The organism is Aeromicrobium sp. UC242_57 (assembly GCF_044452305.1).
Classification (GTDB): Bacteria; Actinomycetota; Actinomycetes; order Propionibacteriales; family Nocardioidaceae; genus Aeromicrobium.
Map to the genome: position 1 here is coordinate 1,621,398 of NZ_JBIOAM010000003.1, position 18,577 is coordinate 1,639,974.

At 68.0% G+C, this 18,577-nt stretch carries 22 protein-coding genes and 5 pseudogenes; 13 read left to right on the top strand and 14 right to left on the bottom strand.

Going from position 1 to position 18,577, the window contains the following annotated elements; all coding sequences use genetic code 11:
* Positions 1-441: 441 nt before the first annotated feature.
* From ACHMWU_RS20825 to ACHMWU_RS20850, 6 genes and pseudogenes are all read left to right on the top strand, one after another.
* A pseudogene (locus tag ACHMWU_RS20825) lies at positions 442-768 on the top strand (MaoC family dehydratase); the annotation flags it as partial.
* Between the two features lie 96 nt (positions 769-864).
* A pseudogene (locus ACHMWU_RS20830) lies at positions 865-1,223 on the top strand (bleomycin resistance protein).
* Between the two features lie 44 nt (positions 1,224-1,267).
* Positions 1,268-1,621 carry a hypothetical protein gene (locus ACHMWU_RS20835; RefSeq protein ID WP_396046459.1) on the top strand — a complete coding sequence of 118 codons (354 nt, stop codon included), beginning with the start codon at positions 1,268-1,270 and terminating at the stop codon, positions 1,619-1,621.
* A pseudogene (locus tag ACHMWU_RS20840) lies at positions 1,552-1,842 on the top strand (CocE/NonD family hydrolase); the annotation flags it as partial. The gene ACHMWU_RS20835 and the pseudogene ACHMWU_RS20840, both read left to right, overlap by 70 nt.
* Positions 1,843-1,861: 19 nt before the next feature.
* Complete coding sequence (locus ACHMWU_RS20845; RefSeq protein WP_396046461.1) at positions 1,862-2,695, top strand: CocE/NonD family hydrolase; 834 nt, start codon at positions 1,862-1,864, stop codon at positions 2,693-2,695.
* A complete protein-coding gene (locus ACHMWU_RS20850) occupies positions 2,623-3,348 on the top strand; it encodes a CocE/NonD family hydrolase C-terminal non-catalytic domain-containing protein (protein ID WP_396046463.1) in 726 nt (241 codons plus the stop codon). Before ACHMWU_RS20845 ends, ACHMWU_RS20850 begins: the two co-directional genes overlap by 73 nt.
* Positions 3,349-3,412: 64 nt before the next feature.
* Here ACHMWU_RS20850 and ACHMWU_RS20855 read toward each other — a convergent pair whose 3' ends face one another.
* The 5 genes from ACHMWU_RS20855 to ACHMWU_RS20875 are packed head-to-tail and all read right to left on the bottom strand — an operon-like array spanning position 3,413 to position 5,471.
* Positions 3,413-3,685: an acyl-CoA thioesterase gene (locus ACHMWU_RS20855; RefSeq protein ID WP_396046465.1), complete on the bottom strand. Its 273-nt coding sequence runs from the start codon at positions 3,683-3,685 to the stop codon at positions 3,413-3,415.
* On the bottom strand, positions 3,666-3,917 hold the full coding sequence (locus ACHMWU_RS20860) for a hypothetical protein (protein ID WP_396046467.1): 252 nt from the start codon (positions 3,915-3,917) through the stop codon (positions 3,666-3,668). The genes ACHMWU_RS20855 and ACHMWU_RS20860 overlap by 20 nt, the downstream gene beginning before the upstream one ends.
* A gap of 46 nt (positions 3,918-3,963) precedes the next feature.
* On the bottom strand, positions 3,964-4,278 hold the full coding sequence (locus ACHMWU_RS20865) for an acyl-CoA thioesterase (RefSeq protein WP_396046469.1): 315 nt from the start codon (positions 4,276-4,278) through the stop codon (positions 3,964-3,966).
* A 9-nt stretch (positions 4,279-4,287) separates the two neighbouring features.
* A complete protein-coding gene (locus ACHMWU_RS20870) occupies positions 4,288-5,118 on the bottom strand; it encodes a DUF418 domain-containing protein (RefSeq protein ID WP_396046948.1) in 831 nt (276 codons plus the stop codon).
* Entirely contained in the window at positions 5,004-5,471 is a 468-nt protein-coding gene (locus tag ACHMWU_RS20875; protein WP_396046471.1) for a hypothetical protein, read from the bottom strand. The genes ACHMWU_RS20870 and ACHMWU_RS20875 overlap by 115 nt, the downstream gene beginning before the upstream one ends.
* A gap of 463 nt (positions 5,472-5,934) precedes the next feature.
* Between ACHMWU_RS20875 and ACHMWU_RS20880 the strand changes: the two genes are divergently transcribed.
* Positions 5,935-6,102 carry a hypothetical protein gene (locus tag ACHMWU_RS20880; RefSeq protein WP_396046472.1) on the top strand — a complete coding sequence of 56 codons (168 nt, stop codon included), beginning with the start codon at positions 5,935-5,937 and terminating at the stop codon, positions 6,100-6,102.
* A gap of 5 nt (positions 6,103-6,107) precedes the next feature.
* Positions 6,108-6,374, top strand: coding sequence for a hypothetical protein (locus ACHMWU_RS20885; protein WP_396046473.1), 267 nt, complete (start codon positions 6,108-6,110; stop codon positions 6,372-6,374).
* A 24-nt stretch (positions 6,375-6,398) separates the two neighbouring features.
* On the opposite strand, the pseudogene ACHMWU_RS20890 reads toward ACHMWU_RS20885, so the two are convergent.
* The 5 genes and pseudogenes from ACHMWU_RS20890 to ACHMWU_RS20910 form a co-directional block, all read right to left on the bottom strand.
* A pseudogene (locus ACHMWU_RS20890) lies at positions 6,399-7,321 on the bottom strand (proteasome assembly chaperone family protein).
* A gap of 10 nt (positions 7,322-7,331) precedes the next feature.
* Positions 7,332-9,215: pseudogene (gene dxs / locus ACHMWU_RS20895) on the bottom strand (1-deoxy-D-xylulose-5-phosphate synthase).
* A gap of 64 nt (positions 9,216-9,279) precedes the next feature.
* Positions 9,280-10,266 carry an SMP-30/gluconolactonase/LRE family protein gene (locus tag ACHMWU_RS20900; protein WP_396046475.1) on the bottom strand — a complete coding sequence of 329 codons (987 nt, stop codon included), beginning with the start codon at positions 10,264-10,266 and terminating at the stop codon, positions 9,280-9,282.
* A 10-nt stretch (positions 10,267-10,276) separates the two neighbouring features.
* Entirely contained in the window at positions 10,277-10,795 is a 519-nt protein-coding gene (locus tag ACHMWU_RS20905) for a flavin reductase family protein (RefSeq protein WP_396046477.1), read from the bottom strand.
* A 51-nt stretch (positions 10,796-10,846) separates the two neighbouring features.
* A complete protein-coding gene (locus ACHMWU_RS20910; protein ID WP_396046480.1) occupies positions 10,847-12,235 on the bottom strand; it encodes a class I SAM-dependent methyltransferase in 1,389 nt (462 codons plus the stop codon).
* Positions 12,236-12,387: 152 nt separating this feature from the next.
* Here ACHMWU_RS20910 and ACHMWU_RS20915 point away from each other — a divergent pair, with 152 nt between their 5' ends.
* The 5 genes from ACHMWU_RS20915 to ACHMWU_RS20935 all read left to right on the top strand — a co-directional run bounded on the left by ACHMWU_RS20915 (position 12,388) and on the right by ACHMWU_RS20935 (position 16,070).
* Positions 12,388-13,353: an FGGY family carbohydrate kinase gene (locus ACHMWU_RS20915; protein ID WP_396046482.1), complete on the top strand. Its 966-nt coding sequence runs from the start codon at positions 12,388-12,390 to the stop codon at positions 13,351-13,353.
* Positions 13,265-13,543, top strand: coding sequence for an FGGY-family carbohydrate kinase (locus ACHMWU_RS20920; RefSeq protein ID WP_396046484.1), 279 nt, complete (start codon positions 13,265-13,267; stop codon positions 13,541-13,543). Before ACHMWU_RS20915 ends, ACHMWU_RS20920 begins: the two co-directional genes overlap by 89 nt.
* A gap of 202 nt (positions 13,544-13,745) precedes the next feature.
* Positions 13,746-14,009: a hypothetical protein gene (locus tag ACHMWU_RS20925; RefSeq protein WP_396046486.1), complete on the top strand. Its 264-nt coding sequence runs from the start codon at positions 13,746-13,748 to the stop codon at positions 14,007-14,009.
* Positions 14,006-15,235: a TIM barrel protein gene (locus ACHMWU_RS20930; protein WP_396046488.1), complete on the top strand. Its 1,230-nt coding sequence runs from the start codon at positions 14,006-14,008 to the stop codon at positions 15,233-15,235. The genes ACHMWU_RS20925 and ACHMWU_RS20930 overlap by 4 nt, the downstream gene beginning before the upstream one ends.
* Positions 15,156-16,070: an ROK family protein gene (locus ACHMWU_RS20935; protein ID WP_396046490.1), complete on the top strand. Its 915-nt coding sequence runs from the start codon at positions 15,156-15,158 to the stop codon at positions 16,068-16,070. Before ACHMWU_RS20930 ends, ACHMWU_RS20935 begins: the two co-directional genes overlap by 80 nt.
* Positions 16,071-16,082: 12 nt before the next feature.
* Here the strand turns inward: ACHMWU_RS20935 and ACHMWU_RS20940 are convergent, their stop codons facing one another.
* Genes ACHMWU_RS20940 through ACHMWU_RS20955 form a run of 4 tightly spaced genes read right to left on the bottom strand, consistent with a single transcriptional unit; the run spans position 16,083 to position 18,571 of the window.
* Complete coding sequence (locus ACHMWU_RS20940; RefSeq protein ID WP_396046492.1) at positions 16,083-17,306, bottom strand: ROK family protein; 1,224 nt, start codon at positions 17,304-17,306, stop codon at positions 16,083-16,085.
* Positions 17,307-17,308: 2 nt separating this feature from the next.
* Entirely contained in the window at positions 17,309-17,491 is a 183-nt protein-coding gene (locus ACHMWU_RS20945; protein WP_396046494.1) for a hypothetical protein, read from the bottom strand.
* A complete protein-coding gene (locus tag ACHMWU_RS20950; RefSeq protein ID WP_396046496.1) occupies positions 17,469-18,008 on the bottom strand; it encodes a hypothetical protein in 540 nt (179 codons plus the stop codon). The genes ACHMWU_RS20945 and ACHMWU_RS20950 overlap by 23 nt, the downstream gene beginning before the upstream one ends.
* A complete protein-coding gene (locus tag ACHMWU_RS20955) occupies positions 18,005-18,571 on the bottom strand; it encodes a hypothetical protein (protein ID WP_396046498.1) in 567 nt (188 codons plus the stop codon). Before ACHMWU_RS20955 ends, ACHMWU_RS20950 begins: the two co-directional genes overlap by 4 nt.
* Positions 18,572-18,577 lie beyond the last annotated feature (6 nt).

An 18,577-nucleotide genomic window follows, 5' to 3' on the forward strand; every position in this document is an offset into this window, starting at 1 on the left:
GCGCCGGCAGGTCTGCCGTTGATGCTCAAGGCAGCCTTGCCGGCCATCCCGCTGGTCGGCGCCCTGCCCGGCATCAAGCACACCGAGGGCGCCGCCCCCGATCTCGTGCTCGAGCGCAAGGCGATCGCCACCGATCGGGCGCACCTCGACGCGTACAACGAGGTCTGCGGCTTCCCTCGTGCCGACTTCCTGCCGGTGACCTATCCGCACATGGCGGCGTTCGGCCTGCACATGACGATGATGACCGACACCGCGTTCCCGTTCGCGCCGATGGGTCTGGTGCATCTGCGCAACACGATCCGGCAGCACCGCCGCATCCGGCCCGACGAGCTGTTGGACGTGTCGGTGCGCGCTGCCGATCTGCGGCCGCACCCCAAGGGCTCACTGATCGACCTCGTCACGACGGTGTCGGTCGCCGACGAGCTTGTCTGGGACGAGGTCATGACGTTGTTCTCGCGCCAGCCCGGCGGCTCGGCCGAGACGTCGGCCGCACCTCTGACCGGCGTCGAGGCCCCGCACGGCGTCGTGCACTGGAAGCTCGACGGCAGTCTCGGACGGCGCTACGGTGCGATCTCGGGCGATCGTAATCCGATCCACCTGTACCCGTTGACCGCCAAGGCTTTCGGCTTCAAGAGCAACATCGCCCACGGCATGTGGACGCTCGCCCACAGCCTTGCGGCGGTTCACAACAAGCTGCCGGAGTCGTTCGTCAACGACGCCGAGTTCCGCAAGCCGATCCTGCTGCCCAGCACCGTCGTGTTCGGATCGCAGCAGTCGGCCGATCAGCTGCGTGTTCGGGGTCAAGGGCGCCAAGAAGCCCAGCACCCATCTGGTGGGCCGGATCGTCCCCGGCCTCTGACGTTCATGGACACGGCGACCCCGAATCTGCCCTTCCGGTCTCTGAAGGCGACGACCGACTTCTACGCCCAGCTCGGCTTCACGCAGGAGTTCAGCGACGACGACTGGCTGATCTTGCGTCGGGGAGACCTGCTGATCGAGTTCTTCCGCCACGTCGACCTGGACCCGGCAACCAGCTCGTTCAGCTGCTGCCTGCGGCTCGACGACGTCGATGCGTTCTATGACGTCTGCCTGTCAGCCGGGATTCCGGAGACCACGCATGGCTTCCCGAGGCTGCACCGACCGCAGCGCGCAGCTCGGGGCTGCGCATCGGCGCTCTGCTCGATCCGGATGGGACTCTGCTGCGGCTGATCGCCAACCCCTAGTTGCCGGCGCGTAACGTCGAGCTGTCGCAGTTCGTTGTGGGTGCATGACCCGCACCGTTCTCGCCCGGTTCTTCGTCGTGATGGCTCTGAGCATCGCCTTGGTCGGTGCCTCGCTGTCCGTCACGACCGCCTCCGCAGCCACCCCGAAGTGGAAGCCGCGCGCACCGCAGTACGCGGGCACCGTCACCGAGCGCGACGTCGCGATCCCCATGTCGGACGGCACGATCTTGCGAGGTGACGTCATGCGTCCGGCCGATGCGCGAGCGGGAAGGCGATCAACCAGCGCTTCCCCGTCATCGTCACGATCACCGCTTACAACAAGTCCGTCCTGTCGTCGGCCGGTGGTCTCGGCGGCGCCAGCCCCGACTACCTGGTCAAGCGCGGCTACGTGCAGCTGACCGTCGACGCTCGCGGCACCGGCAGCTCCGAAGGCGTCTGGCAGGCCTTCAGCGCCCGCGAGAACAAGGACGGCGGCGAGATCATGACGTGGGCCCACTCCAAGAGCCGCCCCTGGAGCAATGGCAGCACCGGGATGTCCGGCCCGTCCTACATGGGCATCAGCCAGCTGTGGGCGGCGGCCGCGCAGCCTCCGGGCCTCAAGGCGATCTTCCCGCAGGTGCCAGGAGCCGACGTCTACCGTGACGTCGTTGCGTCGGGGCGGTCAGGTCGACGTCGGATTCATCCCGTTGTGGATGGGACTCGTCACGGCCACCGGGATCGATCCGCCGGCGGTCACCGCGACTGCACCGCAGTCCGGCATCAGCGCCCTGCTGCAGCACCTCGTCGGTGCGGGGACGTTCACCGTCCCGCTGCTGGTCAGCGCGCTAGGTGGCGGCGAGCCGGCCTATGACGGCCCGTTCTACGCCGAACGGTCCGCGATCAACGTCGTCAACCGGATCAAGGTGCCGGCGTTCTTCGTGTCAGGTGAGTACGACCTGTTCCAACGTGGCACGCCGCTGCTGTTCGAGAACCTCAACCAGCGCAAGATCCCGACCAAGCTGATCGTCGGACCGTGGGACCACCTGCAGGCGTCTGGCGGCACGGGGCTGGGAGAAGGCCGGGCACGGAACGCTCGCCGAGCTGCAGCTGCGCTGGTTCGACCACTACGTCAAGGGCATCAAGGATGCGACGCTCGACAGCGACATCGCCAACCTGACCTACTACCAGCAGGGAACTGGCGCCTGGACGAAGTCGCGCGCCTGGGTCGGTTCCAACATCCGCGCGACGAGCCTGCGGCTCTCGGGATCGTCGAGCACCGGCGGCGCGCCCGGAAGACTGACGACCGGCAAGCCTGTCGACGGCACCTCGGACGTGCTCCCTGTGCCGGTGGCCGGCTCTGCACCCGCTCGGCCAGTCAGTGGACAGCGGGCATCCTGAACATGGTGCTGCCTGACAACCCGTGCTTCACCGACAACGCACTCAACGACAAGACCGGCGTCGTGTTCGAGACATCCGCCGCCACGAAACCCTGACGCTGCAGGGCCCGATCAACGCCCGGCTGTGGACGTCGTCGATCGGCGGCGACGGCATGCTGTCGGTCTCGTTGTCCGACGTCGCCCCCGACGGCAAGGTCAGTCGGCTCACCGGTGGCTGGCAGGTGCTGTCGCATCGCGCGCTCGACAAGAGCAAGTCACGGTACGTCGACGGCAACTGTTGCAGCCCTTCCATCCGTTCACGAAGGCTGCACAGAAGAAGCTGGCCAGTGGCGAGGTGGCCCCTGTCGACGTCGAGATCTTCCCGACCGCCGCGCAGATCAAGCCCGGACAGCAAGCTGCGGCTCGCGGTGCAAGCCTTCGATGTCCCTCACCTGCTGCCCACGCTGCCCGACCTGCTCGGCACGTTGACCGTCATGAAGATCCACAGCTCGGCGGCGTACCCGTCCGAGCTGACCATCCCGACCGTGGGCACCTTCGCGTCGTCGACGGCTGTGAAGCTGCGGCACCGCACGACCCCACACCCGCAGGACGAACCGGGCGACCGTCACCGTGAAGAACGATGGCTTTGTCGCCACCGGCAAGGTCGCGGTCTATGTCGGCTCCCGCAAGGTCAGGACCGAGATGCTGAAGAAGGGTCGCGTGGTCGTCACGCTCCCCGAAGCAGGCTCGCGCCCGCGCCTACCGGGTGACGGTCAAGTACCTCGGATCGCCGACCGTCCGGTCATCGAGCCGCTCGGTGACCTGGCGGGTGCGTTAACGCGTGACCGGCCGGATCAGGCCCTCTTGAGCCGCTGACGCGACGAGCGTCCCGTCCTGCGCGAAGACCCGCGCCGTGCTGAGGCCGCGCGCACCGGACGCCGACGGCGACGTCTGGTCGTACAACAGCCATTCGTCGGCCGCGATCGGTCGGTGGATCCAGACCGTGTGGTCGAGCGAAGCCGGCTGGATCTTCGGTGAGCCGATGTAGTAGCCGTGCGGGACCAGGCTGACACCCAGCAACGTCAGGTCACTGACGTAGGTGAACACCGCGTTGTGGACGATCCGAGACTTTCGGCAGCGGTCCCGCGGCCTTGAACCACAGGCGCTGGACGCCGGGCACGTACTGGCGCTGCGGATCGTCCGAGGCACGGTTGTCGCCGATGTAACGGATGTCGAACGACGACCACTCGGCTTCCCAGTGCTCGGCGGCGGCTGTGCCGAGACCGCGGACGATCTCGACCATGGGCGTCGCCTCGTCGGGGCCCGGCACCTCGGGCATCGCATCTTGGTGGTCGAACCGGGTTCGTCGATCTGGAACGACGCCGTCATGTAGAAGATGATCTTGCCGTGCTGGCGGGCGCCACCCGCCGGGTCGTGAACGAGCGGCCGTCGCGAACGTTCTCGACGTCGTAGATGATCGGGATGCTCGGGTCGCCGCCCAGCAGGAAGTACACGTACATCGAGTGCACATGACGGTCTTCGGGCACCGTCAGCTGCGCGGCCATCAACGCCTGCGCTGCGACCTGACCGCCGAAGACCCGCTTGACGGTGGAGTTCTTGGGCTGCGATCCGCGGAAGAGCCCGACCTCGAGGGTTTCGAGCTCCAGCAGTCCGACAACTTCTTCAATCGAGGAGGGCACAGCCCGATGCTACGGGGAGTACGCGTCTGAGGCGATGAAGAAGAGGCTCCCGGAACCGTGATGTACGTGACGCGACGCATGAGCTGCTCGAACGGCCCTCGTCGTCCAGCCAGGCGCATGCGGTCGGCCAGCACGGACTGTCGTCGCCCAGGTGGCGGTGGCCAGCAGCGCCGTCGCGGCGACGCTGAGGTCGTCGGCCAGACCGAGCAGGAATGGCGTGAACACGATGGTCCAGATCACCGACTGTGCCAGGTAGAACGTCATCGAGCGCTGGCCAGTTGCGGCGATCGCCTCGACGACCCGCGGTCGCCGGCTACCCAGGCCGGAGGCCACCAGGACGATCAGCGCCGCGTACCCGAAGCCGCCCAGCACGCCCGTCGCGTCATGCAGCGGGCCAATGACCTCCAGCGTCGAGTCGGACGGCACCCCGGTGACGCCTGAGAGCATCAGCGCGATCGGCTGTGCACCGGCGACAGCGGCCGTGATGCCGAGCACCGCGGTCGCCGCCAGCAACCGCCGATGCTGCTCTGGACGTTCGAGCACCCGGCGGCGCCCGAACCACAGACCGACCAAGAACGGGCACAGGAAGCCAATCGGACCCAGCAGCATGATGAACGGCACCACGACGATCCGTTCGGTGAGCATCGTGGCCAGGTCGGGCGGCAGCATCGACGGGTCCGGCCCGTCGGTCGAGATCGTCAACGAGTCGGCGGATGGCAGCGCCGTCAGGATGAAGATCGCTGCGGCGACGCCCAGCAGCCAACGATCGCTCCACCGCAGCGTCCACACGCCGAAGAACAGCAGCACACCGTAGGCGCCGAGGATGTCGCCGACGTACAGGAGCATCCGTGGACGAAGCCGACCAGCACGAGCGCGGCGCTGCGACGCCACAGCAGGTGCCGCACGCCGCGGCGTCCGAGCCCCTGCTGACGCCGGACGATCTGAGCCACACCGTAGCCGAACAGCAGCCCGAACATCGGGAACGCCCGGCCGTCGACGAAGGTCGCGATGAACCAGATCGTGGCGTCGTCGATCGCCGAGCCGCCCATGGGAAATCCGCCCCGCACCTGGTCGCCCATCAGGAAGTAGTGCGAGTTGGCGAGCGCGATGAACAGCAGCATCAGGCCGCGCGCCAGGTCAGGACCGAGAGCGCGCTCCTCCAGCGTCATGGGTCCCACCGGCTGCGTCGTCACACGATGAATCTAGGTCAGACGTAATGCCAGGCGCATCAGCCGAAGGTCGAGCATGGAGCAGACCTTCGGTTCGCCTAGCAACAGCACCCGTTACCCACGGCGCCGAACTGCAAGTCGCCAGCGGCGCATGAATCGCCCCGATACGGATTGGCCGATGGACATGCCAGAGCATCCATCAGGCCCTGGTGTTCAGCGGTGTCGATCGCCGCCACCTGGGCTACACGTCAGCCCCATCCCTGTCCACAGATGCTGACAGCCCTATTCCAACCCGACCGAGCAACCGCAACTATCGAAATATGTCAACGTTGCAGCAAGCTTTCATGTTCAGGCATCTTCTGCATATACCTTCACAAACCGACCGTCGACAAGTAAACTTGTGATCAGAAATGGTGAGTCGGACGAGCCGCTCATTCTCGAATCAGCACATCGGCACGGCGTGACGACCGAGAACATGCTGCACGCCATGAGGTTCTCGATCCAAGAAGTCCGACAAGCCGACGACATGGTCATGTTCATCGGCCCCGACCGCACCGGGCACACGCTCATCGAGGTCGGGGTGGTGATCTGGTGGGGTGGCGAACTTGCCATCGCTCATGCCTACTGCCCAGCTCGAGACAAGTACCTCAGGTGATCTTGATGCCACGCTCGCTAGCCGAACTCATCGCCAACGCCGACGCGCTTGCTGATGCCTTCGAGAACTACGAACCCCAACCCGGCGACTTCGACGCCCCCCTACCCCCGCTGATGGCTGTCAAGCTGGCCGCGTATCGGCGGGCTCAGGCCGAAAAGGACCTCGCAGAAGCGATCAGCCAAGCGCGCGACGCCCAGCTCTCGTGGCGTGAGCTGGGCGAGGCGCTGGGCACCAGTGGTGAAGCGGCCCGCCAGCGCTATGGCGTGGCATAACACCGCTGACGAACGAACCGCGCTCTAGCCCTGCTCGTCCTTGCGCTGACGGGCCAAGAACTGCTCGAACTGGTCGGCCAGCTCGTCGCCACTGGGCAGGTCGCTGTCGCTCGCGAGCAGCGACTGCGCGGCACCGCGGGTGAAGGCGTCGTACTGCTCCTCGAGGCCACCGAGCAGACCAGCGCCGCCCTGTTCCTCGATCTGCTGCTCGATCTCCTTGATCGCATCGCCTTGGCGGGCGCGCAGCGCGTCGACGTCGAGGCTCAGCCCGGTGCGGTCGACGAGTGCGTCGATCAGCGCCAGCGAGGCCGTCGGATAGTCGATCTGCGCGAGGTAGTGCGGGACGTGCACGACATAACCGGCGGCGTCATGACCCCACTGGCCGAGTCGGTACTCGAGCAGAGCCTGTGCCGACGACGGCACCGTGACCTGCGCCGACCAGATGTTCTGCCGGTCGATCAGCTCAGGACGTGTGCCGTGGGCCGTGATCATCGACGGACGGGTGTGCGGCACGCCCATCGGCACAGCGCCGAGGCCGATCGTCAACGGCACATCATTCTCTTCGACGAACTCGTGCACCTCGTTGACGAACAAGCTCCCCACTGGAAGTCGGGCTCGGGACCCGCCATCAAGAAGTACGGAACACCATTCGCGTCGTGCTCGAGCACGATCTGCAGCGTCGGATCTTCGTAGTCGGCGTAGTGGTTCTCGCGGAACGCGATCATCGGACGCCGGGCGCGGTAGTCGAACATCGAGTCGATGTCGAACTCGTAGACGACGTCGCCGTTGCCCGACTTGAGCTGGTCGGCGGCCAGGCGCGCGGCCGAGCCGGCGCCGAGGAAGCCGTCGAGAGCATGGATCAGCACCGGTCCAGAACCCGTACGGGTCGGCCGGTCAGCACGCTTGTGCACGAAGTTGCTTCGTGAGAGCCAGTTCTTCATCGACATGGTCAACCACTCACCCGTCCGTGCTATTCCGAGCCAGCCGAGCCAACGTGTCGTCGGCGACCGTCTCAGCCGTCAGACCGAGCCGGTCGAGGATCACGTTGCGCTTGGCGTGGTCGAGGAACTCCTGCTCGATGCCATGCACCCTGACCGGCACCTCGATGCCGGCATCGCGCACGGCCTGCGTGTACGCCGAGCCGACGCCACCGTGGCGTCCGTTGTCCTCAACCGTCACGACCAGGTCGTACTCCCCCGCCAGCGACACCAGTACGGGGTCGAAGGGCTTGCTCCACCGGGGGTCGACGACCGTGACACCGTGGCCTGCGGCCCGGATCAGGTCGGCGGCCTCGGCGGCGAGGTGGGCGAAGATGCCGACCCCCACGATCAGGACGTTCGTGGCCTCATCGCGCGAGAGCACGTCGGAAGCTGCCGATTCGCTCGATCGCGGGAAGCTCGTCGACGACTGGCCCCTTCGCGAACCGGATGACGGTCGGTGCGTCGTCGACGTCGACCGCCTCACGCAACAGCTCGCGCAGCTGCGTGCCGTCACGGGGAGCCGCGAGCCGCAGGGGTGGGGACGATCTGCAGCAACGACATGTCCCACATGCCGTTGTGGCTCGCACCGTCGTCGCCGGTGACACCAGCACGGTCGAGCACGAACGTGACACCGCACTTGTGCAGCGCGACGTCGAGCAGCACCTGGTCGAACGCCCGGTTGATGAACGTGGCGTAGACCGCGACCACGGGGTGAAGCCCGCCCATCGCGAGACCCGCAGCGCTGGTGACGGCGTGCTGCTCGGCGATGCCGACGTCGAACACCCGGTCGGGGAACTTGTCGGCGAAGGCGTCGAGACCGACGGGATACAGCATTGCGGCGGTGATGCCGACGACGTCGGGACGCTCGTCGGCGATGCGGACGATCTCGTCGCGGAACACCGACGTCCATCCGGCCGGAGCGACGTTGAGAGCGTCTCCGGTCTCGCGGTCGAAGGGACTGGCCTGGTGCATCTGGTCGTTCTCGTTGGACACCGCGATGTCGTAGCCCTGACCCTTGGTGGTCAGCACGTGCACCAGCACCGGACCGCCGAACTTCTTGGCTTGGGTCAGCGCGTGCTCGACCGATGCCAGGTCGTGGCCGTCGACCGGGCCGATGTACTTGAGCCCCAGGTCTTCGAACATGCCCTGGGGTGCGAGGGCGTCCTTGACGCCCTTCTTGATGGCGTGCAGCGCCTCATAGGCCTGCGCGCCACCGAAGCGGGCGTTGCTGAGACGTTCGCGGATCGCACTGAGCGTGGGTTCGTACTTGGGGTTGGTGCGGATGTCGGTGAGCCGGTTGGCGAGCCCGCCGACGGTCGGGGTGTACGAGCGGCCGTTGTCGTTGACGATCACGACGAGCCGGCGGTCGTTGTCGGCAGCGATGTTGTTGAGGGCTTCCCACGCCATGCCGCCGGTCAGCGCCCCATCGCCGATCACGGCGACGACGTGATCGTCCTTGCCGAGCAGGTGGTTGGCCTTGGCCATGCCGTCGGCGTACGACAGGCTCGTGGACGCGTGCGAGTTCTCGACCCAGTCGTGCTCGGACTCGGCGCGGCTCGGGTAGCCCGACAGGCCACCTTCGGTGCGCAGCGAGCTGAACTCGCCAGCGCGGCCGGTCAGCATCTTGTGGACGTACGACTGGTGACCGGTGTCCCACACGACCCGGTCGCGGGGAGAGTCGAAGACCCGGTGGATCGCCATGCCGAGCTCGACGACACCGAGATTGGGTCCGAGATGTCCTCCGTTGGAGGCCACTGACGTGATCAGCAAGCTCGCGGATCTCGGCGGCGAGCTGAGTCGGCTGCTGCTCGTCGAGACCTCTCAGGTCGGAGGGTCCAGACAACGTGCCCAGGACACTCATTGCGGGCTCCTTCCCTCCGTCGGCCATAGCGTCCAGTCTATCGGCGTCACCTGAGCCCGCGTCTTCACGGCACGTCGAGCACGGCGATCGTGCTCTGCTCGAAGCTGCCGAGCCACACTTTGCCACCTACCTGACGGACGCCGGTCGCCTTGCCGAACCGGTCGTGCTCACCGGCGATGTCGTGGACGAGGGTGCCGTCGGGCGCGTAGGCGTGGATGTTGATGAGCTTCTTGGCCTGTGGCTGGAACCGTTCAGGCAGCGACCAGACGATCTTGCGGATCCACGGCGCCTTGGGCAGGAGCTTGTCGAGGATCTCGTCGCGAGGCGAGGCGATCGTGACCCAGATGTTGCCGTCCTCGCCGGTCGAGATGTTGTCGGGAAAGCCGGGAAGCACTGCGACGAACGGCTCAGCCGTGCCGGCCTTGTCGCCGGTCAGCCACAGGCGTTGCAGTGCGTAGCCGGCCGTCTCGGCGACGATCACGAACGACTCGTCGGCGGCGAGGGCGACCCCGTTGGCGAAGGCGAGGTGGTCGAGCAGCAGCGTGAGAGTGCCGTCGGGATCGCGTCGGAACAGCCGTCCGGTCGGCCGATGCTCGATTAGGTCGCCGCGCCAGTGCTCGAAGCCGAACTTCGTCGACGAGTCGGTGAAGTAGATCGTGCCGTCGGCCGCGACGGCGGCGTTGTTGCAGAACCTGAACGGTGCACCGTCGAATCCGTCGGCGAGCACCGTGAGGGTGCCGTCCGCGTCGAGCCGCAGGAGCCCGTGGGTCGAGTCGCACACGACGTACCCACCGTCGGGGTGGTGCTCGATGCCGAGCGGACGACCGTGGGTCGTGGCCATGACGGTCTCGGCCCCGGTCTCGGGATCGATGGCGAGCAGCCGACCGTCCTCGACGCCCGTGATGACCTGCCCGTCGGAACGCAGCAGCACGTCCTCGGTGCCATAGCCCGACGTGTCGTAGACCCGCAGACCTCGCGGTGCGGTGGGCTGTCCGGACGGCGCCGGAGCAGGCGGTGTCCAACGGGCTGGATCGAGCGACGGCTTGGTCATTCTCGGGACCCTAGCCTGAGATGCCGGTGTCCCGATAGCGTCCGCGCAGGTGAAGCATCGCGTCGGCGTCGCCCACGTCAACGTGCTCGACGGTTCCTTCGAGCAGCAGCGCCCAGCCGACGTGACGCGACGGCGGGCCGCTGCGTCGAACCCCGAGCCAGCCTGCTGTGCCGGTCAGGACCGGCCCCCACTCGCTGTCGGTCCACGTCCCCATCGTGAACGGCCCTCCCGGGGCCGGTGCGGTGCCGGCGAACGCGTCGGCCAAGAAGCGGTGCTCGGTGCCGAGCACGTTGACGACCCAGGTCTGCGGCTCGTCGATGCAGAAGTCGGAGTCTTCGTCGACGAGGCCCAGCACCTGGGCCGGCTCCCCGTCGGCCACCAGCACCGACGAGATCGTCAGACCGCTGCGTCCTGCACCGGTGCCGCTCGTCCAGACCGTGACGGGCGCCGGCATCCGGCCTCGCAGACGGCGCAGTGGATCGCGCTGCCCCTCCGGAGGGACGAACGGGTGGTCGGAGTGGATCGTCACACCAGTGACACTAGTTCGTCGACTGGCCGACGCGGTTGAGGGCGGGGTCGTTCAAGGCAGGTAGGCGACCCGCACCGCGAAGACCGCTTGCTGCCCGTCCTTGACCGTGCCGACGAGCTCGACCCGATCGGCCCGCTCCGCACGCTCGTGGCGCCCGCCGACGAACTGCATCCCGACCTCGCCGGGTCGCATCGACACCGAGGTGCTCGCCCCGACCGGCAGGTCTCCGGGCTTCAGGTTCCAGGTCCATCGGGCAACGGGCTCGTCACCGGCATAGGCCGTGGCCACCAGCCGGGTCAACAACGTGACGTCCTTGGCCTTGAAGCGGAACCGGAGCGCCTGCAGGCTCTTGACCTCGAACGACAGCCCACCGCCGGAGGTGAGCTGACAGGACACGGCGTTCTGGTTGTTGGCCTTGATGGTGGCGCCACCGACGGCCGCCAGGTCAGCAGCCTGCAGGTAGACGAAGTCGCGGTGCTCTGACAGAGGGGCCGAGACTCGACGCGGCGGACGTCCGGTGGCCTCGCGGACGCGCTGGGAGCCAGCCGGGTCACGCGAGGCGACGATCAGCGACCACGTGTTGGCCAGGGGTTCGACGTGGTGGGCGATGAGGCCAGCGCCGTCGAGCATCCCCTTGAGCCGGGCGACGTCGAACACCGAGACGTGCCCCCACTCGGCCTCGATCCGTCCGTGCATCGGCACGGAGAACAGCAGGTCTGCACCCTCAGGCAGCGCATCGGCCAGCGTCTTGAGCGCAAGCTCGGCGTCGGGGACGTGCTCGAGCACCTCGCAGCAGATCACCAGCTTGGCGCCGGTGGCCTCGATGTCCTCGCGGCGCAGCTGGTAGAGATCTGCCACCTTGAGGTTGAGCGAGTCGGGCTCGAGCCCGTTGACGTGGAACAGGTCGGTCGCGATGGGCACGTAGCGGTCGACGATGTCGATGCCGTGATAACGCCGGACGCCTCGATCCTTGATCAGCTGGGCGGCCAGCAGCCCGCGACCGAAGCCGACGTCGAAGACCGTCTCTCCGTGACGGGCGAAGTCGAGGGTGCGACGGAACCGCAGCCGGTTCTTCTTCGTCTCGGGCACCAGCTCCTTGCCCGTGGACAGGGTGTAGTTCAGCTCGCCGATCGTGTCTTCGGCGTAGGCGTGCCAGGCGGCCGTCTCATGACCGAAGAGACGGTCGGCGCCACGCTTGCTGAGCCGTTCGTGGGCGTCCAGGAGCAGCCAGCCCGCCCGAACGGCCGCGACCTCGGCGGCGTCGGTGCCTTCGAGCTCGTCGACCTGCTCGGCAGGCGCAGTCTCGGGGACGACCCGCAGCAGCCTGCCGGGGATGCCGTCGGTGCCGATCGGCTTGAGGTCTGCTGAGGAAGAAGGGGGCTGGGAACGGCGTACGAGTCGCGCGAGGCGGCCGACGGCACTGGCCCGGACAGTGGTCATTGGCCAGACGTTATCGGCGAAGGGGCCGTCCGCGTGGGATTTCGACCAGATCCTTGACTTAGTTCAAGTCTCGTATTAAACAAGGATGATGGGAACAGACCTCGTGCTCGGCATCGACTCGTCGACACAATCGACGAAGGCCGTGCTGGTCGATGCCACTACCGGCGACGTCGTCGCACAGCAGTCGGCGCCCCCACCCGCCCGGCACCGCAGTCGATCCGCGTGCCTGGCTCACCGCATTCGACCAGGCCACCGCCGACCTGCTCCCCCGGGCGTCGGCCGTCGCCGTCGGCGGACAGCAGCACGGCATGGTGGCCCTCGACCCCGCAGGCGACCCCGTCTTCGACGCCCTCCTGTGGAACGACACCCGCTCCAGCGCCGAGGCGCGCGACCTGATCGACGAGCTCGGCGGCGCGCAAGCCTGCGCCGAGACAGTCGGGAGCGTCCTGGTGGCGTCGTTCACCTCGACCAAGCTGCGCTGGCTGCGCGACCACCGCCCTGAAGCCGCGCGCCGCGTCCACGAGGTGCTCCTGCCGCACGACTACATCTCCAGGCACCTGACCGGCGAGACGTTCACCGACCGCGGCGATGCCTCCGGCACCGGCTACTTCTCGACCGCAGCGGATACCTGGCGCCCAGACCTCGCCGAAGCGGCCATCGGACATCCGGTCAACCTGCCGCGCATCGTCGGGCCTGCCGAGGTGGCCGCGCACGCCCCCACAGGAGCAGTCGTGGCAGCTGGCACCGGCGACAACATGGCCGCCGCGCTGGCGCTCGACGTGCAACCCGGCGACGTCGTCGTGTCGATCGGGACGTCTGGGGTCGCCTCCTCGATCAGTGCCACCCGCGTCGCCGACGGCACCGGGTCGGTCACCGGGTTTGCCGACGCCACCGGACGCTTCCTCCCCCATGGCCACGACCATGAACGCCGCACGCATCCTCGACCTGCAGTGCCGCCTGCTCGGCGTCGACCACGACGAGCTCGGTCGCCTCGCGCTCGCCGCACCGTCCGGCGCAAACGGCCTCACGTTGCTGCCGTACTACGACGGCGAGCGCACCCCCAACCGCCCCGACGCCACCGGCACCTGGGCTGGCCTCACCTCGTCCACGACACGTGAAGACCTCGCACGAGCCGCCTTCGAGGCGCTCCTCTGCTCGCTGGCCGACGCAGTCGACCTGCTCGTCGGGATGACCGGCGACCCGGTGCAACAGATCCTGCTGATCGGTGGCGCTGCCAGCAATCCGGCCATCCAGACCCTCGCCCCCCGCGATCCTCGGCGCGCCCGTCACCGTCCCAGCACCAGGTGAGTACGTCGCACTCGGCGCCGCACGGCAGGCCGCCTGGGCGTTGTCAGGCGACGTCGCCCCACCGGCCTGGTCTCCTGCCCCGGCCACGACCCACACAGCAGAACCGACCCCTCTCGTGCGTGAGGCCTACGCACAGCTGCGCGAACGCACGACGCGCTGGCACTGACACCGCACACCCATCCACACCCAGATCGGACCCACCATGACCAACCTGACCCCCACCCCCGCCGACAAGTTCTCCTTCGGCCTGTGGACCGTCGCCTACCCCGGACGTGACCCGTTCCGGCGAGCCGACGCGCGCCGACATGGACCCGATCTACGCCCTCGAGAAGCTCGCCGGCATCGGCGCGTACGGCGTCAACTTCCACGACGACGACCTGATCCCGTTCGGCACCGACGACTCCCGCCCGCGACGCCATCATCGACCGGTGGAAGAAGGGACTCGCCGACACCGGGCTCGCCGTGACGACGGCGACGACCAACCTGTTCACGCACCCGATGTTCAAGGACGGCGGCTTCACGTCCAACGACCGCGAGGTGCGACGGTTCGCGATCCGCAAGGTCATGCGCAACATCGACCTCGCCGCCGAGCTCGGCGCGAAGGTCTACGTGGCCTGGGGCGGCCGTGAAGGCGCCGAGTCCGGCGCCGCCAAGGACGTCGCAGCAGCACTCGACCGCTACCGCGAGGCGTTCAACGTGCTCTGCGAGTTCGTCACCGACAAGGGCTACGACATCAAGTTCGCGATCGAGCCCAAGCCCAACGAGCCGCGCGGCGACATCCTGCTGCCGACGATCGGTCACGCACTGGCTTTCATCGAGACCCTCGACCGCTCTCGGCTGGTCGGCGTCAACCCCGAGATCGGGCACGAGGAGATGGCCGGGCTCAACGCCGCACATGGCTACGCCCAGGCCATGTGGCAGGGCAAGCTGTTCCACATCGACCTCAACGGGCAGAGCGGTCCCCGCTACGACCAGGACTTCCGCTTCGGTGCAGGCAACGCTCGCGGCGCCTTCTGGGTCGTCGACACCCTGCTGCAGGGCGGCTACGACGGCCCCGTCCACTTCGACTTCAAGACGCCGCGCACCGAGGACGACAACGGCGTCTGGGTCGCCGCCGAGGCCTGCATGACCAACTACCTGATCCTGCGTGACAAGGCTCTGGCGTTCCGGGCAGATCCAGAAGTGCAGGCAGCACTCGAGGCGGCCAAGCTGCCCGAGCTGGCGGTGCCGACCCTCGCCGAGGGCGAAGGCTGGGCCGAGCTCGCCGAGGCACCCTTGGCCGATCCCGAGGTCCTGGCGGCCCGCGGAGCCGGCTTCGCAGCCTCGACCAGCTCGCCCTCGAGCACCTGTACGGGGTGCGCTGAGCGTGGGCGACGCGCCGACCGCGACCGAGCACGTACGGCGGCAGAACACCGGGCTGGTGCTCCGATCATTGCGGTCGGACGGACCCGGCACGCGGACCGAGCTCGCTCGCCGCACAGGCCTGGCCAAGGCCACGATCGGCACCATCATCGGCGAGCTCGAGTCTGGGGGCGCCGTCGCCGAGGACGGTCCGGTCGTGGCGGGTCGAGGGCGTCCCGGCCGTCCGGTCGCCCTGACCGGCGAGAGGATCGTGGGCCTCGGGCTCGAGGTCAACGTCGACTACGTCTCAGCCGTTGCGCTCGACCTGGCTGGCCGAGTCACGCTGGCTGAGACCCGTCCGGTCGGCATCGGCAGTGACCTGGTCGCCCTGGCGACCGATGTTCGCAACTCGCTGATGGCCGACGGTCACACGGTCGTGCGCGCCGCCGTCGCAGTGCCGGGTCTCGTCGACCGCGACAACCGCACCGTCGCATGGGCCCCCAACCTCGACTGGCACTCACGACCGCTCGCCGACGAGCTCGAGACTGCCTTCGAGGGCCAGTGCCCCACGACGGTCGACAACGACGCCAACTGCGCTGCGCTGGCGGAGTCGTCCCACGGGATCGCGGTCGATGTCGAGGACTCGCTGTACCTCACCGGAACTATCGGCATCGGTGCCGGCATCGTGCAGAGCGGCGTCCTGCTGCGGGGCGGTGCCGGGTTCGCTGGCGAGGTCGGCCACATGCCGATCGGTCATCCGTCCGCCGTGTGCGGTTGCGGGCGACGTGGCTGCTGGGAGGCCTCGGTCGGGCTGCGCGCGATGCTGGCCGCGGTCGGGATGGACGAGGCGAGCACTCCCCTGGCGACGGCTGCGCTCGTGGCCGAACGGGCCGCCTCCGATGCCGCGGTCCAGGCGGCGCTGACGCAGCTCGGGCGCGACCTCGGCAACGGCCTGGCCACGCTGACCGCTGTGCTCAACCCCTCGGCCATCGTCCTCGGCGGCTACTTCGTGCCGCTGGGCGAGTTCATTGTTCCTGCCGCACAGGAAGTACTGGCCGAGCGGCTGCCGTCGGCCGAGCTGCATCTGCCGGAGATCCGGCTCAGCTCGCTCGGCATCCAGGCTGCCGCTCTCGGTGCAGCGGAGCACGCATTGGCCGACGTGTTCTCAGGAGCGCTGCCGATCTGACCGAGGTCAGCGTCAGGCTGACAGCGCTGCTGCGGCGTCGTGGCAGGCCGTCGCCAGACGTCCCACCGGGTCGGCCAGCAACGGCTCGAAGGCCAGCTCGGCAGCGCCGTGCAGCACCGAGTCACCGCCGAGGCCGGGCAAGGTGACCCGGACGAGATCTCGAGGCGCCGCCAGCGCATGCGAGGCAAGCTCCTTCTCGACGACGTCGTGCACGAGCGGGAACAGCGACCGCAGGTAGCCGCCGAGGACGATGACCCGCGGGTTGAGCATGTTGACCATGCCCGCGAGTCCACGGCCGAGGTGGCCGGCGACAACCTGCAGGTCATCGGGCGCCTCGTGCACGGCTTCGAGGTACTCCCCCAGAGCGCCGACCCGTTCTGGCGGGCAACCGATCGCCAGCGCGATGGCCTCAGCGCCGATCTCGGTCTCCCAGCACCCACGGGCACCGCAGTGGCACGGCTTCCCCTCGGGCACGAACGGCATGTGGCCGATCTCGCCCGCGTACCCGCCAGCCCCTTCGAGCTTGTGGCCGCTCACGATGACACCGGCACCCACGCCGACCTCGCCGGACAGGTAGATGAGGTCCTCGACCCCGACGCCCGCACCCCGCAGGTGCTCCGACAGCGCACCGAGATCGGCGTCGTTGCCCAGCACCGGCATGCCCAGCTCGCCCAGCTGGTCGGCCAAGATCTGCGCGAACGGGACGTCGTGCCAGCCCAGGTTGGGGGCCAGCCGCACGTGCCCGTCGGACGCCCGGACGATGCCCGGGACGCCGACGCCCACGCCGACCAGTGCCGCACCGGGCTCGACGTCCTTGACGACGAGCCGCATCAGGTCGATGACCGACGCGGCGATCGCCTCGGGCGCACGTCCGGCAGGCACCGGTCCCGTCGCCCTCGACTGCACGACCCCGCCGAGGCCGATGCGGGCGACGGTCAGACCGTCGACCCGCACATCAGCGGCCAGGACGTACGCCCCCGTGCGCACGATGACGTCGACGGACGGGCGTCCCGCGCTGACCCGCGCCCCGGACGGCTTGGCCTGCTCGGCGAGACCGAGCGACTCCAGCTCGGTGACCAGCCCCGCGATCGTGCTGCGGTTGAGCCCCATCGTGGCGGTCAGCTCAGCCCGAGACACACGACCAGCACGGTGCACGTGACCCAGCACGGTGCCGAGATTGTGCCGACGGACATCCTCCTGGTTGGTGCCGACCCCGACCCGCCTGGCAGTGGCCATCTCTACAGGCCTGACGTGGAGCGACGCCTGCGGGAGATCGCGTCGACGCTCGCTGCAAGCAGCAGCACGCCACCGGTGACGACGAAGTTGATCCACGACGCCTGCGCAAGAAGGCCGAGGCCATTGGCGATCGTGGCGATCACGAGACCGCCGACGACCGCGTCACTGGCCTTGCCCTTTGCCACCGAAGAGGCTCGTGCCGCCGATGACCGCCGCGCCGACGGCGTACAGCAGCACGTTGCCGCCGCCGGAATCGGTCGAGACCTTGCCGAGGCGCGACGCCACGACGATGCCGCTGAGCGCCGCCATGCTCGAGCACATCATGAAGACCGAGACGCGAATGCGGTCGACGTTGATGCCGGCACGACGGGCCGCCTCGGCATTGCCACCGACGGCGTACACATGACGCCCCCACGTGGTGCGTCCGAGAGCGAACGTCCAGGCGATGAGCAGCACGATGACCATGGGGATGACGTACGGGATGCCCTTGATCGGGAAGTTGACGTTGACGCTGCGGTTCTGGTTCAGGATGTACGTCACGACCAGCAGCACGACCCCGATCGCGATGATCTGCGACACGACCACCGCGAACGGCTGGTGCTGCAGACCCTGCGAGACCTTGCGGCGATGACGCAGCAGGCTGAGTATCGCGTAGCCGGCGATGATGACGACGGCCGAGATCCAACCGGCCAACACGCTCATGTTGCTGTTGGCGATGCCGCTGATGACTTCCTGGTTGATGCGGACCGAACCACCCTCGCCGATGGCTTGAGAGTCACGCCCTGCAGGCCCAGGAAGAATGCGAGCGTCACGACAAATGATGGGATGCCTATCTTGGCGACCAGAAAGCCGATCACGATCCCGATGACGGCACCCGTCACGAGAGCGGCCAGCACCGCTACGCCCCACGGCTGGTCGTGCTTGACGACCAGCAGGCCCATGACGCAGGCCGCCACACCGCCCGCGACCCCCGCCGACAGGTCGATGTCGCCGAGCAGCAGGACTGGCACGAGCCCCATGGCGAGGATGATGATCGACCCTGCCTGCGTCGCCAGGTTCGCCATGTTGAGGTTCGACAGGAAGCGATCGTTTGCGATGCCGAACACGATGAACAGCACGACTAGCCCGAGGATCGACGGCAAGGCGCCCATGTCGCCGCCGCGCACACGCTGGACATACGCCTTGACGGAGTCGCCCAAGGTGTTGGACTGGGTGAGGTCGGAGACGAAGCCAGCCTGCTCCGCGTCGCTGATGATGTCAGTCATGGTGAT

What these genes read in the sequence shown, in the direction of transcription:
- ACHMWU_RS20835 (WP_396046459.1), top strand. Translation starts at nt 1,268, where the DNA reads ATGACCCGCACCGTTCTCGCCCGGTTCTTCGTCGTGATGGCTCTGAGC.
- ACHMWU_RS20860 (WP_396046467.1), bottom strand. Translation starts at nt 3,917, where the DNA reads ATGCCCGAGGTGCCGGGCCCCGACGAGGCGACGCCCATGGTCGAGATC.
- ACHMWU_RS20880 (WP_396046472.1), top strand. Translation starts at nt 5,935, where the DNA reads ATGAGGTTCTCGATCCAAGAAGTCCGACAAGCCGACGACATGGTCATG.
- ACHMWU_RS20885 (WP_396046473.1), top strand. Translation starts at nt 6,108, where the DNA reads ATGCCACGCTCGCTAGCCGAACTCATCGCCAACGCCGACGCGCTTGCT.
- ACHMWU_RS20900 (WP_396046475.1), bottom strand. Translation starts at nt 10,266, where the DNA reads ATGACCAAGCCGTCGCTCGATCCAGCCCGTTGGACACCGCCTGCTCCG.
- ACHMWU_RS20910 (WP_396046480.1), bottom strand. Translation starts at nt 12,235, where the DNA reads ATGACCACTGTCCGGGCCAGTGCCGTCGGCCGCCTCGCGCGACTCGTA.
- ACHMWU_RS20915 (WP_396046482.1), top strand. Translation starts at nt 12,388, where the DNA reads ATGCCACTACCGGCGACGTCGTCGCACAGCAGTCGGCGCCCCCACCCG.
- ACHMWU_RS20925 (WP_396046486.1), top strand. Translation starts at nt 13,746, where the DNA reads ATGACCAACCTGACCCCCACCCCCGCCGACAAGTTCTCCTTCGGCCTG.
- ACHMWU_RS20940 (WP_396046492.1), bottom strand. Translation starts at nt 17,306, where the DNA reads ATGGCCACTGCCAGGCGGGTCGGGGTCGGCACCAACCAGGAGGATGTC.
- ACHMWU_RS20950 (WP_396046496.1), bottom strand. Translation starts at nt 18,008, where the DNA reads ATGAGCGTGTTGGCCGGTTGGATCTCGGCCGTCGTCATCATCGCCGGC.
- ACHMWU_RS20955 (WP_396046498.1), bottom strand. Translation starts at nt 18,571, where the DNA reads ATGACTGACATCATCAGCGACGCGGAGCAGGCTGGCTTCGTCTCCGAC.